Source organism: Hyphomonas sp. L-53-1-40 (assembly GCF_000682775.1).
Taxonomy (GTDB): domain Bacteria; phylum Pseudomonadota; class Alphaproteobacteria; order Caulobacterales; family Hyphomonadaceae; genus Hyphomonas.
In genome coordinates, this window is record NZ_AWFI01000016.1 from 50,735 (window position 1) to 67,348 (window position 16,614).

General features: G+C 54.8%; 12 protein-coding genes. 8 read left to right on the top strand and 4 right to left on the bottom strand.

Going from position 1 to position 16,614, the window contains the following annotated elements:
• Positions 1-84 precede the first annotated feature (84 nt).
• A complete protein-coding gene (locus L53_RS11245; RefSeq protein WP_051607897.1) occupies positions 85-1,494 on the top strand; it encodes a trehalose-6-phosphate synthase in 1,410 nt (469 codons plus the stop codon).
• A 7-nt stretch (positions 1,495-1,501) separates the two neighbouring features.
• On the opposite strand, the gene L53_RS11250 is transcribed toward L53_RS11245, so the two are convergent.
• The gene (locus tag L53_RS11250) at positions 1,502-1,753 is read right to left on the bottom strand and encodes a hypothetical protein (protein WP_034815420.1); all 252 of its coding nucleotides are present in this window, start codon (positions 1,751-1,753) and stop codon (positions 1,502-1,504) included.
• 479 nt (positions 1,754-2,232) lie between these two features.
• Between L53_RS11250 and L53_RS11255 the strand changes: the two genes are divergently transcribed.
• Entirely contained in the window at positions 2,233-2,856 is a 624-nt protein-coding gene (locus L53_RS11255; protein ID WP_034815423.1) for a GNAT family N-acetyltransferase, read from the top strand.
• Positions 2,857-2,973: 117 nt separating this feature from the next.
• Here L53_RS11255 and L53_RS11260 read toward each other — a convergent pair whose 3' ends face one another.
• Complete coding sequence (locus L53_RS11260) at positions 2,974-3,456, bottom strand: hypothetical protein (protein WP_034815425.1); 483 nt, start codon at positions 3,454-3,456, stop codon at positions 2,974-2,976.
• Positions 3,457-3,619: 163 nt separating this feature from the next.
• Between L53_RS11260 and L53_RS11265 the strand changes: the two genes are divergently transcribed.
• From L53_RS11265 to L53_RS11290, 6 genes are all read left to right on the top strand, one after another.
• Complete coding sequence (locus tag L53_RS11265; RefSeq protein ID WP_084333385.1) at positions 3,620-6,859, top strand: amidohydrolase family protein; 3,240 nt, start codon at positions 3,620-3,622, stop codon at positions 6,857-6,859.
• A gap of 2 nt (positions 6,860-6,861) precedes the next feature.
• Positions 6,862-7,722, top strand: coding sequence for an SUMF1/EgtB/PvdO family nonheme iron enzyme (locus L53_RS16465; protein WP_051607866.1), 861 nt, complete (start codon positions 6,862-6,864; stop codon positions 7,720-7,722).
• A 98-nt stretch (positions 7,723-7,820) separates the two neighbouring features.
• Positions 7,821-9,257 (top strand): P1 family peptidase, encoded by a 1,437-nt coding sequence (locus L53_RS11275; protein WP_051607867.1) that lies wholly within the window; start codon positions 7,821-7,823, stop codon positions 9,255-9,257.
• A 32-nt stretch (positions 9,258-9,289) separates the two neighbouring features.
• A complete protein-coding gene (locus L53_RS11280) occupies positions 9,290-10,468 on the top strand; it encodes an acyl-CoA dehydrogenase (RefSeq protein ID WP_034815431.1) in 1,179 nt (392 codons plus the stop codon).
• Position 10,469: 1 nt separating this feature from the next.
• Entirely contained in the window at positions 10,470-11,720 is a 1,251-nt protein-coding gene (locus L53_RS11285; protein WP_034815433.1) for a CaiB/BaiF CoA-transferase family protein, read from the top strand.
• 192 nt (positions 11,721-11,912) lie between these two features.
• Positions 11,913-14,048 carry a TonB-dependent receptor gene (locus L53_RS11290; protein ID WP_051607868.1) on the top strand — a complete coding sequence of 712 codons (2,136 nt, stop codon included), beginning with the start codon at positions 11,913-11,915 and terminating at the stop codon, positions 14,046-14,048.
• 206 nt (positions 14,049-14,254) lie between these two features.
• Here the strand turns inward: L53_RS11290 and L53_RS11295 are convergent, their stop codons facing one another.
• Together L53_RS11295 and L53_RS11300 are read right to left on the bottom strand one after the other, a co-directional pair.
• Positions 14,255-15,178, bottom strand: a complete 924-nt coding sequence (locus L53_RS11295) for a right-handed parallel beta-helix repeat-containing protein (RefSeq protein WP_034815435.1) — start codon at positions 15,176-15,178, stop codon at positions 14,255-14,257.
• Positions 15,178-16,614, bottom strand: coding sequence for a peptide MFS transporter (locus tag L53_RS11300; protein WP_084333389.1), 1,437 nt, complete (start codon positions 16,612-16,614; stop codon positions 15,178-15,180). Before L53_RS11300 ends, L53_RS11295 begins: the two co-directional genes overlap by 1 nt.

The following is a 16,614-nucleotide window of genomic DNA, read 5'->3' on the forward strand; positions in this document are numbered from 1 at the left end:
TTTTGGCGCAACTTTTTCAGCTCTAGCGAGTTGGTTGATCATTGTGGCCGGAATGCCGTTGATCAACCAGAAGATGAGGATGCTGTGTCCAGACTCGTAGTTTTTTCGAACCGATTGCCATTGGGATCATCGCCGTCTGGAGGACTGGTCGTTGCCTTGGGAAGAACAATGGAGCAGCGAGGGGGAGTGTGGATTGGCGCCACGCCCGGGAAAAGCGGAACAGGCCAGCATACGCTCCAGTCATATGAAGGAGCCAGCTTTGACCGGCACGCGCTTCATCTGCCGGAAGGCGAATACAACGACTATTACCTGGGATATTCGAACTCCGTCCTGTGGCCGCTTTTCCATGGTCGCACAGACCTTCTGGATGTCGAAGAAGGACAACTCGCAGCCTATAGCAGCGTCAACAGGAAGATGGCGGAAGCATCTGTCAACCTGATCCAGAAAGGCGATGTGATCTGGATCCATGATTATCACTTCATTCCTCTCGCTGCGGAACTGCGCAAATTGGGCGTCAACAATCCGATCGGTTTCTTTCTGCACACGCCATTCCCATCCTCGAACAATGTACGCGCGATGTCTCACAAAGAATTCTTGCTGGATTGGTTGGCTGCGTACGATCTGGTGGGATTGCAAACCCAACGCGATGTCTCTGCACTGATCGAGGTTTGCCGCGCCACTTTCGGCGGACAGTTGCTGTCAGACGGGAGAATCCGCTGCAAAGGTCAGGATATCTGGGCGGCCAGCTTTCCAATTGGGATAGATGCGAAGACGTTCCGGCAGACAGCCGAGACGCAGGAAATGACGTCACCCCGGATTGACCCTGGCCAGAAACTTCTGATCGGCGTGGACCGATTGGATTATTCAAAAGGACTGCCTCACAAGTTCCGTGGATTTCAGCGCTTTCTGGAAGATCAGGATTCCGAAAGTGAGCGCCTTACACTGTTGCAAATCGCATCGCCGACGCGCGAAAATGTGGAAGCCTACCAGGATATCCGGCGCCAGCTTGAGCAGTTATCCGGTGAGGTCAATGGAGAGTTTGCCGAGCTTGGATACATGCCTATCCAGTACATCCATCGCGCTGTGCCCCGCGACTATCTGGCAGGCCTCTATCGACGGGCTGCGATTGGTCTCGTCACACCACTGATCGATGGAATGAATCTGGTGGCGAAAGAATACGTGACTGCGCAGGATTCCAGTGATCCCGGTGTACTGATACTCTCGGAATCTGCGGGGGCGGCAGAGCAGCTGGGCATTGGCGCCCTGACGGTCAATCCCTTCGATCCGTCCTCTATTGCTGGCGCGATACGCAAAGCCGTCGCCATGACCCTGACCGAACGTATAGAACGCCATCAGGCCATGTGGGATAAAATTTCTCAGCACGACGTCTATTGGTGGACTGAAACCTTCCTGAACCGGCTAGACAAAAATGCAAGTTCCCGCAGGAAAAGGAGTAGGTCCATTGCGGACCTGGAGACAATGTTGCGCGGTTAATGCGTCATCACGAGTCCCGGGACTCTTCATCAACCAATGTATTTTCAGTCACGACGGGACCGATTTCAGGTTCGGGGCCCAGTTCAACTGAATCGTCCTCACCCTTGAAGTGACTTACCGGCTCTTCCTGTATTGGCTCGAACGGGCCGTTCCCGGGCAGCATCTGCTCGCGCCGTCTCTCGGCACCGTGCTGGATCTCGCCAACTTCTTTGGCGGTGGATCGCGGATAGCCCAGATGATCCAAAGTCTTGCGTGTCATCAATTGTCTCCTCAAAGACAATCAACCCATATCAATCATATTGGTTGCACAGGCGGGAACCGACAGCATCGCCAAAGGCCTGGAACACCTGCCATCACCCTCAGCATACAAAAAATTGGCGTCACTAGTTATCACCCCTTATCGAACATTAAGACAGTCACGCGCTGACTGTTTGCTTGCCAAAGCCAAGCAAACTTCCGGGTGACCAGGGCAACAATCGTCCACGAGTACAGAGAGCAGCTGATTTACACTTTCAATCTCCGCAGTGTAGATCATGCGACGGGCGTCGCCTCGACTCTGATCGGCCCTGATTAACGAACCGGAGTGCTTCGCTCGCATGACGTGCCATTTGAATGAACCAGGGCGGGAACGCGATTTCATGCTTGCACGCCGATTACAAATTACTGCCATTCCATGGTACCAGACTATCGTGTGCGCATCATCGGAAACGTCCATTTTGCACCTGTCAGGAGCGATACATGCAGCTTTCACGTATATCTGGGGCCCTGGCAGCCCCGGACGATTTCGATGCAGTCTTCGGAATCTATGAAAGCGCCCTTCCCGCAGCTGAGCGCAAAACCAAGGCCGAGCTTGCCACACTGTTGGAGCGAAATGACTACGCAGTGATCGCGGCTAGGCGAGGCAAGCAGGTGGTCGGCTTTTCGGTAATCTTTCTCCCTGATCAGAACACCTTCTCGCTTCTCGAATATCTCGCGACACGACAAGGGTGCCGAGGACAGGGCATTGGACAAGCGCTGTTCGAACATGCTCTGGAGTTATCGCATGGTCGCACCTTGTTGATCGAAGTCGAGGCCGAATGTGGCCCAGAGGCGGAACGCGGACTGCAACGCAGGCGGAAACGCTACTATGAGAGACTGGGGTGCAGAACGCTTGAAAGCGTTTCCTACAAGATGCCTCAACTGAATTGCGAGACACCGCCTGCACTTGATCTAATGTACCATCCGAATGGAACGGATACAGCGATCACAAAGGATGTGATGCGGGCCTGGATCATACGTATTTATTCCGGTGTTTATGATCGCCAGATTGGCGAGCCAGCCATTGAAGCGATGCTGCAAGACTGGCCAAGAAGCCAAGTCTGACCTCAACATGATGAGGTCAAAACTGATTGGCACCGTCATCAACTCACCCTGCGTCCCGTGCCACGGAGTTCAGTCACGAAAAGCAGGATGAACTGGCATTGCAACTGATGCTAATGGTCAATCGGCGACGGCAGGATCGTCGACTGCTGTATCAGTTACGATCTTCCACGCGCCATTCACTTTCCGCCAGACGGTTACATAATCACCCGTCGTGTTTGGATCGCCATCGACGACGAAACTTCCCCACGTAATTCCCAAATCACCACTCGCTGCCCCCATGGCGCCTTCAGGCTCCCAGTGAACAGGCGACGGAACCGTGTCCAGCTGTCGCTCGGCCATGATAGCCGTCTGGCCCGTCAGAAACCCCTCGCCTGCTTCAATCATGAAACCTTTTTCAAAATCCACAAATTTCAGAGACGCTGCTTCATAGCCATGCGCGAGATTGTAGGCTTCATAAGCGCGATCAACCGCCAGCAGTTCCGCCTCGATTTGCGAGACTGTTGCTTGCGCTTCAGACGCCGGCAGGCTGGCGCATCCTGCGACACTGAAAGCGATGCCCAACATGGCAATGCCGCACACTGTATTGACTGTTTGCTTCATGAAAATCTCCTGTGGTGAAGTGTGGAATGTATCTGCAACCAAACCTCACCGGCACTGCGTATTGCGCTAGGGTCGGTGCGTCATGAGCACCAGGCCGCCGACAGATTGCATCACCCCTCAACTGACGGAGATGCTAACCTGATATTCGTAGGAGAGAGAAAATATGCACATCCGCTTACTGATTTTATCCGTCCTTGCTTATGTCGTGGCCTCCCCAGCCCCAGCCTCCGGAGACAGCCTCAGCAGTCATGCTGGCGTTAAAACCGTCAACCTGGACTTGTCGGAGGGAACATGGATGAGCCTGGACGTCAGTCCAGACGGTGAGTTCATTTCGTTCGACCTTCTGAACGATATATACGTGATGCCAGCATCAGGAGGCAGGGCCGTCGCGATCCATCAAGGCTCTGCGGCACAACGTAGTCCACAATTCAGTGCGGATGGACAATTTCTAACTTATCTGAGCGACGAAAGTGGCGCCGACAATGTCTGGGTATCGCGCGTCGATGGCAGCGAAGCCCGCCAGATCACGCGGGAAACGCACGCCATGATAGCTGGTCCGGCTTGGGCCGCTGACGGGAAATCCATCGCAGCAGTGAAAACCTATTCCGACATCTTTCGTGTCCGAAACTCTGAAATACACCTCTACGACGTCGATGGCACATCCGATGAGATCATTGTTTCTCCTCCGCTGAGTGGCAAGGATGTTCAGGAGCCACGTTTTTCGCCCGATGGCCGGCATCTTTATTATACGGAACGTATTGGCGGTGATCACTATGTCTACATGAATACCGGCCTGAAGAACTTCGCCATCAACAAGCTGGATCTGGAGACGGGGAAAAAGCGTCGTGCCATTTCCGGCTTCGGTGGTGCATCGACTCCGCAAGTCTCTCCCGATGGCAATTCAGTAGCTTTCATTCGCCGTCTGGGCGCAAAGACCGTGCTGTTCGTCAAAGACCTGAAAACCGGGTACGAACAGCCAATCTATGACGAACTCGGGCGAGACCTGCACGGAGATTACCTGCCACAGGAACACTACTATCCATCTTTCGACTGGTTTCCGGATAACCGAACGATTGCGATCTGGGCAAAGGGAAAGATTGTTCGTATCGATACACAATCTGCCTATGCTGAAGAAATTCCCTTCAGCCTGACCGCCAGGCACGTGCTTCAGCCAGCCATTCGCGTGAAACAGGACCTTGCGCCCGAACAAGTCGCCATCCGCACGCTGCGGCAGCTGGCGCCTCAGCCGAACGGTCAGACCATGCTGTTCCGTGCAGTCGGCAAGCTTTGGAAGGTCCAAATGGATGTACCAGCCAAACCGGCGCGCCTGACAACTTCCGATGCAGCCGAATCCGACCCTGCCTGGTCTCCGGACGGGCAGAAGATTGTCTATACGAGCTGGACGGATCAGACCGGCAGTCGGTTGGTCATCCGCAACGCGGCTACGGGAGAGGAAAGGACTATCGTTGAAAGTCGGGGCGTGATCCGAGAGCCACAGTTCTCAAACTCAGGAGACTTGATCGCGTATCGCATCATGGAACCGGATCCGTCGTTCAATGCGGCTGGACCGGAAACAGGCGTCTACATCGTGAGCACGGCCGAAGAAACCGCCAAATTCCTTTCCCCGTCGTCCGGTCTGGCCGGCTTCTCGCCCGATGACAGCCGTCTGTTCCTGTTCGCCGAAACTGCCTTCTACGAGCGGCGTGCTTCCGTTCTGATGAGCATCAATCTTGATGGCAGCGATACCCGGGAACACGCGATCGCTGAAACCGCGGACATACGTAATCTCAGCCTCAGCCCCGATCAGGCCTGGCTGGGCTTCAAGTATCACAATCGCCCCTATGTCATGCCGTTCGACATCCGTGACGAGCCCATTGTTCTGTCGATGGAAAACAATTCCTCAGCCCGTCTCCTAAGCGAGACTGGCGGATACGAGATGAGCTGGTCTCCAGACGCCTCCAAACTCTATTGGACCATGGGAGCGGAAATTCTGTCGGTTGACCCTGCCGCCCAGTCAGCGGCGATCCAATCTACACCCATTCGGATGGAGATGCAGACGGACATGCCTGAAGGCACGATTGCTTTTGTTGGCGGCAAGATCATTCCGATTGAGGGCGAAGTCATCGAGAACGGCACCGTCATTGTTGAAGGCAATCGCATTACGGTCGTTGGCCCGCGTAGCAAGGTCAAGATACCCCGGAACGCGACCCGGATAGACATCAAGGGCAAGACACTGATGCCGGGCCTGTTTGATGCCCACGGCCATATTGAATGCTGTTTCCGCTCTGGCACCATGCCGCAACAGCACCCTACCCGGCTTGCAGCACTTGCTTATGGCGTTACTACGAATTTCGATCCCTACTCCAACGACCTCATGTCATATGAGAGTGGTGAAATGACGCTCACGGGTGACCTCGTAGGTCCGCGCTGGTTGAAGTCCGGCCAGGTTGTACATGGCCTCGAAGGCCGTACGGACGGAGTTTATCATCCGCTTGCTTCGCTTGAGGATGCACGCAACGTCCTCAAGCGACGCACCGCGCTTGGTCCATCAATCCTCAAAAGCTACAAATTATCCACACGGGCGCAGCGTCAGCGCTTGCTTCAGGCTGCCCGTGAATACGGATATATGGTCGATGGGGAAGGTGCCGGTCAGTTCTATACCAATATTGGTATGATTATCGACGGGCACACAAATCTTGAGCACAACCTGCCCGTGGCTACCTATTACGAGGACCTCCAAAAGCTCATTGCCGCTTCTGATGTGTCAATGACCCCCACCTTGATCGTGACTTTCGGGGAGTTGTTTGGCGAGAATTTCATCTATGAGAATGAAGATCCCTGGAAGGAGGACAAGGTCAGGACTTTCATTCCGGATGTGAACAATGCCTATAATCCGATTGCAGGCCCAGGTGGCGCCCCGTTGCACGTACGCTGCATGCATTCGATTCACGTTTCCGATGAAATCTATGATATCGGCTTCCGGTCCGTCGGAAGATCACTCACCAAACTTGCCGAAGCTGGCGCTACTGTAAATGTCGGTTCGCACGGGCAAGCATCGGGCATCGCCATGCATTGGGAAATGTTGCTGTTTGCTGAAAGCGGCATGGCCCCGCTGGATATATTGCGTGCTGCAACATTAAACGGCGCGAAGACCTATGGACTTGATCATCAGCTCGGCTCCATCAAAGCTGGTAAACTGGCCGACATCATCATCCTGGACAAGGATCCTACCGTCGACATCCGCAATGCGAACAGCGTCCGCTACACGATGGTCAATGGGCGCCTTTATGATGCGCACACAATGAATGAGATCGGCAACTATGACCGCCCCCGGAAGGAATTCTACTGGGAGACTCAACCCACAAACGGAATCGACTGGAAATGGACATGGTCAGGAGACTAGACATGAAATATTCAGCGCTGATCGTAGCAAGTCTCGCACTTATGGCATGCTCCAATAATACCGAAATAAGCGTCAGACCGGACATGGCAACAGTTCAAGCAGCCAGCTTCTTCATGGGCGAAACGGTTGATTATGGGTATGGAGAGATCGACGGCCCACGTCATGAAGTCAGCATTGAGAGTCCGTTTGCTTTCTCTGTCACCGAAGTGACCGTTGGCGACTTTCGATCATTCGTTGAGGATTCCGGCTACGTGTCGGAAGGCATCTGCAATATCTATACAGACAACCAGTCCTGGCACATTGCGCCTGATAGGAATTGGGAACACCCCGGATTTGCGCAAGACGACGATCACCCCGTGGTCTGCGTCAGTTGGGACGACACGCAAGCTTTCACAGCTTGGCTGAGCGAAAAGACGGGTGAGGCCTTCCGGCTGCCTTCGGAGGCCGAATGGGAATACGTGGCTTCAACCGGCGGCGTCGAAGGTGAAGATGGGCATGTCAGCCATGACGAAGCCAATATTGGCCTGGTCGATTGCTGTGGTGGCGTCGTGGAAGGACGCGATCAATGGATGGAAACCGCGCCCGTCGCCAGCTTCCCGGCCGACCGGTTCGGCATCCACGACATGCGTGGCAATGTGTGGGAGTGGCAAGCAGACTGCCATCAGGAAACCTATGACGGTGCGCCGCTGGATGGCTCTGCGCGCACGACATGCACAACGCCCGGAAAACACGTAATACGCGGCGGCTCTTATGGTGATGCTGGCGACTACCTGTCCCCGCGCTACCGACTACCAGGTCCAAAATCGCAAGGCTATTTCACAGTCGGATTTCGCGTTGCACAGGATGTTGAACAAGCGAGCTAGCAGGTGCGGTTTTCGCACCACACTCTTCCCAAATCGCATCTGTCCGCCATTCAGTTTCATAAGTAATCTGTTTTCAAAGCCAGCAATCGAGGATCACCATGCGCATCAAGAGAGACAATTTCCGTGGCCTGCGCGCGATTGGTGCTGCAATCTCCGTTCTCACCTTGGCGGCCTGCGCCACGAGTGCGCTAAACGCTTCCGCAGAACCTGACGACCAAAACGAGCTTCCACCCTTGATCAATGATGGCTTCGAGGGAGAAAGTGCCCTGAAGTTTGATTGGCCTATGCTGGAGATCGGTACTGGGCAGTATGAAGATGGGCCGACGGGCCTGACCGTTCTGAAATTTGGCAAGAAGGTAAACGCCGCCGTGGATGCGCGCGGAGGTGGTCCGGGCACTGTGAATGCAGAGTATCTCAAACTTGGCTATACGCAGCCTGAACTGGATGCGATCGTTCTGTCCGGTGGCTCTTGGTACGGCTTGGAGGCCGCCACGGCAGTAAACACCGCACTATTGGATGATGGCTATCGGGGCGGCCATTGGAACAATGTCGGCCTTGTTGTTGGATCAATCATTTATGATTTTGGAGGGCGCCGCTTAAACGAAATCTATCCGGACAAACGCCTCGCGCAACTTGCCTTGCGCGCTGCAAAGCCGGGGGTGTTTCCGAACGGCGCTTTTGGCGCAGGGCGTTCGGCAATGAATGGCGGGATATTCGGGTGCAACGCACGATCCGGACAAGGCAGCGCCTTTCGGCAGATCGGCGACGTAAAGATTGCCGTCTTCACCGTCGTCAACGCATTGGGTGCCGTTACCGACCGGGATGGCAATGTCGTCGCCTGCCACAAAGGGACAAACTGGCCCGAAACCCTGAAAGCTTCCGACCTCATGGGAGCCGCACCTGCCAGTCTGCAACCGGACTGGAATGGCGATAAGGACACTCAGGAATTTGAGAGGAAGAACACGACGATCAGTGTCGTGGTCACCAATCGCGCGATGTCCCCTGCGGAGCTTCAACGCCTCGCTGTTCAAGTTCACACATCCATGGCGCGTGGCATTCAACCCTTTGCAAGTGAATTCGATGGCGATGTCCTGTACGCTGTTTCAACCAATGAAGTTGAAGCTGGGCCGGGCATGAACCTGCCCAGCATGGAAATTGGTGTGGCTGCATCTGAACTTATGTGGGATGCCATTCTGGCTGCTGTTCCACCCCAACAGGTCACTCAGCCCAAGGCTGACCCCGACCTGGTCATTCCATCTTCGACACTCCGGGAATATGTCGGCACATACAAATTCAGCGATTTCGCATCGCTCACAGTACGTTTGGAAGACGGAAACCTGGTGGCGGAGGCTAGCGGAGAGCGCGACGTGTTTCAGATTACCAAAGCCGGACCACGAAGACTGCTAGCTGCAATGCAGGATGTTTTCACTGTAGACCGCGGCCGCTACCCATTCAGCGTCAAATTCACCGGCGACACCGTGATCGTGAACCCGGGACGATGGCAACAGATCGGACACCGTGTCGAACACGAGTAGGCCAAATTTCATTCTATCTATCAGGAATTCAGATGACCAAGTATTCTGCCTTTGACTGGGCCGACGCCCTTTCGCTCGACTCCGATCTGACCGAGGATGAACGCTCGGTGCAACGAACCGCGCACGACTTCGCTGAGAAGCGCCTCCTGCCGGGTATTGTCGAGGCCAATCGCAACGCACAATTCGACCGAGAAATCCTGAGAGATATGGGGTCTCTGGGCCTGCTCGGTCCAACATTGCCTGAAGAGTATGGTGGAGCCGGAGTCAGTCACGTCGCCTACGGATTGGTCTCTCACGAAGTAGAGGCCGTAGACTCCGGCTATCGGTCTGCTCTCAGCGTACAGTCGTCTTTGGTGATACATCCCATTCACGCTTACGGGACAGAAGAACAACGCCAGCGCTGGTTGCCGGGGCTTGTGTCGGGCGAATTGGTCGGGTGTTTCGGGCTCACAGAGCCAGACCATGGTTCCGACCCTGGTAATATGTCAACTCGCGCTGTTGCTGTAGAGGGCGGGTATCGCCTGAACGGTGCGAAGATGTGGATCACGAACAGCCCTATTGCTGACGTGCTCGTCGTATGGGCGAAGCTGGATGGCACGATCCGCGGTTTTGTGCTCGAGCGTGGTATGGAGGGCCTTTCCACTCCGGAGATCCAGGGAAAGCTCGCCCTGCGCGCATCAATCACGGGCGAAATCGTCATGGACGACGTGTTCGTGCCGCATGACCATTTGCTCCCGAATGCACAAGGTTTGTCTGGTCCATTCGGATGTCTCAACAAGGCCCGGTTCGGAATTGCTTGGGGAGCACTTGGCGCCGCGCGTAGCTGCTGGATGTCTTCGCGCTCCTATACAATGGATCGGAACCAGTTCGGGCGACCACTTGCGGCGAACCAGCTCATTCAAAAGAAACTGGCCGATATGCAAACGGAAATCTCGATAGGACTCCAAGCATGCCTGAAGGTCGGGCGACTGTTCGAAACCAACTCTGCCACGCCCGAGATGATTTCCTTGATCAAACGAAACAGTACCGGAAAAGCCCTTGATATCGCGCGGGCAGCCCGCGACATGCATGGTGGCAACGGCGTATCGGATGAATTCCACGTGATGCGCCACATGTGCAACCTCGAAGCGGTCAACACGTACGAAGGCACCCACGACATTCACGCATTGATCCTTGGGCGGGCACAAACCGGAATTGCGGCGTTCAGTTGATATGGCGAACGCACTTGACGGTTTGCGAGTTCTGGATCTGAGCAGAGTTCTTGCCGGGCCTTGGGCAACCCAACTTCTGGGAGACCTGGGGGCTGAAGTCATCAAAATCGAGCATCCAGTGCGTGGAGATGACACACGAAGCTGGGGGCCTCCTTTTCAATTCGGTGAGGATGGCGATACCCGTGAAGCCTCATATTTTTTAAGCGCCAATCGCAACAAGAAGTCGGTCTGTGTCGACATTTCGACGGAGGCTGGTCAGAGCGTGATTCGCGAGCTGTCGGTTTCAAGCGACGTGCTCGTCGAGAACTTCAAGACAGGTACGCTTAAAAAATATGGATTGGATGCCGCCTCGCTCAGGCTTCTCAACCCCCGTCTCATCTATTGCTCCATAACAGGCTTTGGCCAGACGGGCCCTTATGCTGACCAACCAGGATATGACCTGTTGATCCAAGCAATGGGCGGCCTGATGAGCGTCACGGGTGTTCCAGATGGTGAGCCGGGAGGCGGGCCGCTGAAAGTCGGTGTCGCATTGGTCGATATAGTGACTGGTCTTTATGCAGCCAATGCCATTCAGGCGGCACTTCTGCATCGGGAGCGGACTGGCCAAGGCCAGATTATCGACATCTCGCTGCTTGATTGCCTCGTCGCCGCAATGGCCAATCAGTCACAGGGATTTCTCTCAACAGGAGAAAATCCGGAACGCATGGGCAATGCTCACCCAAGTATTGTACCATACGATGTCTTCAGTACCCGTGATGGGCACATTATCCTGGCAGTCGGAAACGATCTACAATTCATTGACCTTTGCGAACGAATTGGCTGTCCCGAATTGCCCCGTGACGACCGGTTCGCAACCAATGGCGCGCGCGTGGCCAACCGGACTTCGTTGACCTCGCTGTTGACCGAAAAGTTGGGAACGCAGTCAACCAAATACTGGATGAACCTGCTACAGAACAGCAAAGTCCCAGCAGGACCTGTTAACAGAATGTCTGATGTGTTTGAAAATGCTCAAGTTGGGGCGCGGGGCTTACGCATCACCACCCCCCACCCTACCCTCGGGCCCGTGCCCGGAATCGCCTGCCCAATCCGACTCAGCCACACACCCGTCACATACAGATCTGCTGCACCTGGACTGGGTCATGACACGCTCAACGTGTTGACCACTGTGCTTGGTTATTCTCCGGACACAGTCGAAAGACTGCGTGCCGAAGGACAGGTGGGTGCCCGACCGTCGAACACGACACCGCGTTGATAGACGAAGCAATATTCGCCTGAAGCGCTCTCGGTCTTGCAACGCCTCAGAGCATTCTTGACCTCGCTCTATCACATCCCCGACATGAGGGGTGCGTAATCCGCACCATGCAATTCACTTTTAGCATCTGCACAAATTTTCGTTTGTCCGTCTTACTCGGATGCAATGTAGCAAAAGCGAGCGGGAGAACACATGAAACTTAAATATCTTTGGACATCGGGGAGCGCGATTATTGCGCTGATGCATGCCGCGAGCGCGCATGCTCAAACAGCTGACGCTCCGGCCGATGATACAGAACTGGTGCAGTCCGCCATTATGGTTACTGCCCAAAAGCGGGAACAGCGCCTGATCGACGTCCCCATGGCCATCGAGTCCATCTCAGGGGATGAACTGGAAAAACTCGGTGTTGCAAGCGTGCAGGACTTGTCCTTCAGCGTGCCCGGATTGACCATGCGGGAAGATGGTCCGGGTAGCTACACAATCTTCATCCGTGGGCTGGCGAACCAGTCCGGATCTGGCGCCCTCGTCGGCATGTACATGGACGAGGCACCTCTCTCACTGAGCGGCTATGACCAACTCAGCCCTGTGGCATTGGACCTTGAACGTGTGGAAGTCCTGAAGGGGCCTCAAGGCACACTCTATGGTCAAGGTGCCGCGGGTGGTGTCATTCGCTACATCACCGCCGATCCTGTGCTCGACAAAGTCGAAGGCAAGGTCAAAGGTGAACTCTACACGGTCTCTGAAGGTGAAATGGGCCAGAAGGGCGAATTCATCATCAACACACCGATCATCGAAGACAAACTCGCTGTCCGTCTGGCGGTAGGGGTCGAAAATGGCGGTGGCTGGATCGACCAACCCGAGGCAGGCATCGAGGACGGCAATGGCACCGAACTCCTGAACGCGCGCGGGAAAATTCTCTGGGTGCCTACGGAAAACTTCTCGGCCAAGGCGATGGTCCAGATCCAGCGCGCAGAGACCGAACTCGGCATGGGGTATGAAGAAGCAGATCGTACGGTCGATGTGGGTCCTGACCGCAGCAAGGTGATGATTCCGAAGAAGTTCGACTTCAACATCTACAATCTGGAACTGTCCTATGATTTCGGCTTTGCGGAACTGACCTCCTCAACTACGCAGATCGACCATGACCACCAGTACCCGTTCTCCTATATCGCGCGCGAAGGAAATTACTCGTACGGATTTGTTGAAGGGAATGATGATCGCTTTGTAGAAGCTGAACAGTTTTCTCAGGAAGTTCGACTTTCGGATGCATCAGACCACTACGCCTGGACGGTCGGCGCCTACTATAGCGACGGAGAACGCTCCCTGACTGCGGACTATGAGTACGCATACGCACCTGGTGGCGACCTGTATCAAGGTGGCGGCGTTCTGTATGACGATCTGTTCTACTATTCCGCTTCGTCGTCCGAATCATACTCTCTGTTTGCGGACGGCTCATTCGATGTAACGGAAAAGCTGACCCTCGGCGCCGGCATGCGCTATTTCCACGATGAGCAGACCAGCCTGATTGAATATGCACCCGGCACGGGCACGGAACTGGCAGATACATTCCAGTCGTTGGACCCACGTGCCTACATGACCTACCAGTATGATGAAGACGCGACGATCTATGCGAGTGCTGGATCGGGATTCAGAAGCGGCGGTTTCAACTCCGCGCCATTCGATCCGTACGAGCCAGAAAACATTCTTACATATGAAATCGGTACGAAAGGAAATACTCGCAACTTCCAGTATGATGTTGCGGCCTTCTTCACCGAGTACAAGGACATGGTTCGCCGTCGATTGACCGAGGTGAATGGAGCGTTCCTCGGAGAATCCAGCAATATCGGCAAGGTGGAAGTTAAAGGCATCGAGGCCGGCCTTGCATATCAACCCATGTCCGGTCTCACCCTTTCGGCCAACGCCTCATATCTCGACAGCGAGATCGTGGAAACAGCGGATACCGACCAGGTGAACCAGGTTGGTGATCCAACCGACTACACTCCGGAATTGAGCTATACACTGGGCGTCAATTATGACTTCGACCTGACGCCTGACAATCCGGCATTCGTCAGGGTCGATTTCAACCATAGGGACAAAGTCACCTATATCGACCGGTCAAGCTTCGTGGCCTCCGCGCTTCCGCAGAGTTCAGACGCCCTGAACCTGCTAAACGCGCGCGCAGGTGTCGTCGTCGGCAACTTCGATCTGGAGATCTTCGCAACGAATCTCACCGACGAGAACAAATCCATTGACCCCTACCAGGGCTGGGCCAACGCAAACCGCACACGTCCCCGTGTTGTCGGCGTCAGCGCTGCATATAATTTCTAGAGGCAATGGCAAAGGGATGATCTGGAAACGCTGTCAGGTGCCGGATCATCCCACCTCCACCCCGGAACTGGCCCGATCTCTTATGGAGGTCGGGCCTTTTTGATTGCGCATAAAGGAATACGACCAAGGTACGAAAAAATGTGCGCCGGCGGAATGCCGGCACTCATTTATGGAGGACAGATGTGTAGAGGAGTCGTTTGTGGGCCTCAGCCCGGCGAACACATATCAACCTCATCGCGGTATACGCGACCCGCATCTTCTTCTCCGTAGTCTTCAGTATTGCCGGATACTTCGCCGCCACAGATGATAATAACACTATCGCCAGACGCGCGGGCGCCGAATGGTGAATTGTCCTGCAAGGTGGTCTGGCGGCTTATGATCCTGGCCGTGTCCTCAGTATAGAGGCCATCATCCTGATTGCCCTTGATCAAGCTGCTCTCTACGCTCGCAGACGACGCGCCATAAGCAGCGACCGCTGCAGATTCGCTGGCGATAATTTCACTGTCCATCAGGTCTATCGCTGCAGTTTCCTCAAGCCAGACGCCCAGATGAGACTTGTTGATAGTCAGATTGCGCGCAACAATCCGACCTGCTTTGCGCCCCGTCAGCGCCATCTTGGCGACGCCTTCGATTACAACCCCGTCCAAGCTCACATCACTGTTGATGGTGAAAATACCATGCCCATCATATATATCATCTTCAGCGACTGCATAGTGGAATCCAGAAATGGTCAGGCCTGAGAAATGAACAGTTGAGTCCTCAATCACGATCGCGCTCAAGGGAAAATCTGCACTCCCAACGAGTTTGGTTCCTGGCTCTGCCTGAATGTTCAGATTCCGATTCCGAACGACCACCGCTCCGCGTATATGGAGATCCTGAAACGGAACATCCCGGTAGGATGTCGGTGTATATGTTCCGGCCTTGATCAGAATTCGACGATCTGCGCTGGATTGATCAATGGCTTTCTGTAACCCATCCAATCCGAAATAATCGCAACCACCGCCAGCATCCTCCTGGGGACAGATTTGGACAACGGTGGTTTCGTCACCCTTCAACTGGCCAGTCGCCGTGCAGGCGACCACTGCAAACAGAGCGGGAAACGAAACGGTCTTCAGAAGGCGAGTGAGCATTAGAGTGTCTCCTGCTGGAAAGGTGCGTCAGCACTGACGGACAGATCATTTTCAAGGCGCATCAATCGACTGAGGAAAGGCCTCAACACAACTAGGAGTATTGCCGCCGAACCCACGATCGCAGCGTGCATCAGCCAGAATTCGGAGGCGGACATCAATTCGTAAAAACGCGCGAGCCAGCCACTGAACAGTCCCCCGACAAATATCGCCAGATAATAGGACCCCACCATCATGGAGTTCACCGACTCCGGCGCAGCGCGAGATGTCAGAGCCAGCGCAATCGGTCCAACATACAAGAACCCAATGGCGCAGACAAAATGGAAGATGACGGGCCAGATCAGGGCCACCGAATTCCCGGCAGATAGCACGCCCCCCAACCCGAGCAGTGCAAACGCAATCGCGAACACCGCGCAGCCCAGGGCAAGCTTGATCAGATCACCAGGCTCCGCATTCCGGCGAGACTGGTGGCGCCAATACCACAGCACCAGAGGCGCAAGCAGGAGGACCGCCAACGAGTCGAGGGACTGGAACCATGTGACGGGGACCTCCATTCCGAGGATGGTACGATCCACATCTGATCTCAACCATAATGGATAGGCATTCCAGACTTGCGATTGCGCCGTCCAGTACAGGGAAGTCAGGCCCAGCATCACAAGGATTGCCAGAATAACAACGCCGTCGCCCTTTTCCAGCTTCGGACGATCCTTACTCTCCACAACCGTATCCAACGGCAGATAGTTTCGGCCGGACAGGTAAACGGCAAGGCCAATCATCATGCCTATTCCGGCGGCGCCGAAACCATAATGCCATCCATATACCTCGCCCAGCGTCCCGCATATCAAGGGTGCGATAAAGGCACCGACATTTATACTGAATACATAGATGGAATAGCCCGAATCCCTTCTCTGATCGGACTTCTTGTAAAGACCGCCAACTTGAGCCGCGAGATTTCCCTTCAGGAGCCCCGACCCCAGTATCAGGCTCGCCAATGCCAGTAGAAAACTTGCCTCAAACGCCATCAAGAAATGGCCAATCGCCATGAGGAGGGCACCAGCCAGCACGGCCTTTGTCCGGCCCAGAAGCCGGTCTCCAATGAGTCCACCAAGAACAGGTGCGAAATAGACGAGCCCGACATAAGCTCCGAAAACCTGTGATGCCAATGCCTGTATGCTCAGTGGGCCGAATATCGCCTCAAACACGTTGCGAAAGGGCTCAAATGCCGCAACATTCCCGGAATTCTCCGGCAGGAACAGGTATGTCGCCATGTACAGGATCAACAATGCCTGCATGCCATAGAAGGAAAACCGCTCCCACGCCTCAGTGAACACGATATAGGCGAGCCCCCTGGGGTGACCGAAGAACACCGCATCGTCTGCGCCTTTGGCATTCACGTCCGCCACATCCGAGGCTCCGGAGGTTTTTGGTAGATCACTCAT

What these genes read in the sequence shown, in the direction of transcription:
- L53_RS11290 (WP_051607868.1), top strand. Translation starts at nt 11,913, where the DNA reads ATGAAACTTAAATATCTTTGGACATCGGGGAGCGCGATTATTGCGCTG.
- L53_RS11260 (WP_034815425.1), bottom strand. Translation starts at nt 3,456, where the DNA reads ATGAAGCAAACAGTCAATACAGTGTGCGGCATTGCCATGTTGGGCATC.
- L53_RS11255 (WP_034815423.1), top strand. Translation starts at nt 2,233, where the DNA reads ATGCAGCTTTCACGTATATCTGGGGCCCTGGCAGCCCCGGACGATTTC.
- L53_RS11285 (WP_034815433.1), top strand. Translation starts at nt 10,470, where the DNA reads ATGGCGAACGCACTTGACGGTTTGCGAGTTCTGGATCTGAGCAGAGTT.
- L53_RS11295 (WP_034815435.1), bottom strand. Translation starts at nt 15,178, where the DNA reads ATGCTCACTCGCCTTCTGAAGACCGTTTCGTTTCCCGCTCTGTTTGCA.
- L53_RS11300 (WP_084333389.1), bottom strand. Translation starts at nt 16,614, where the DNA reads ATGAGTGATCTACCAAAAACCTCCGGAGCCTCGGATGTGGCGGACGTG.
- L53_RS11265 (WP_084333385.1), top strand. Translation starts at nt 3,620, where the DNA reads ATGCACATCCGCTTACTGATTTTATCCGTCCTTGCTTATGTCGTGGCC.
- L53_RS16465 (WP_051607866.1), top strand. Translation starts at nt 6,862, where the DNA reads ATGAAATATTCAGCGCTGATCGTAGCAAGTCTCGCACTTATGGCATGC.
- L53_RS11280 (WP_034815431.1), top strand. Translation starts at nt 9,290, where the DNA reads ATGACCAAGTATTCTGCCTTTGACTGGGCCGACGCCCTTTCGCTCGAC.
- L53_RS11275 (WP_051607867.1), top strand. Translation starts at nt 7,821, where the DNA reads ATGCGCATCAAGAGAGACAATTTCCGTGGCCTGCGCGCGATTGGTGCT.
- L53_RS11250 (WP_034815420.1), bottom strand. Translation starts at nt 1,753, where the DNA reads ATGACACGCAAGACTTTGGATCATCTGGGCTATCCGCGATCCACCGCC.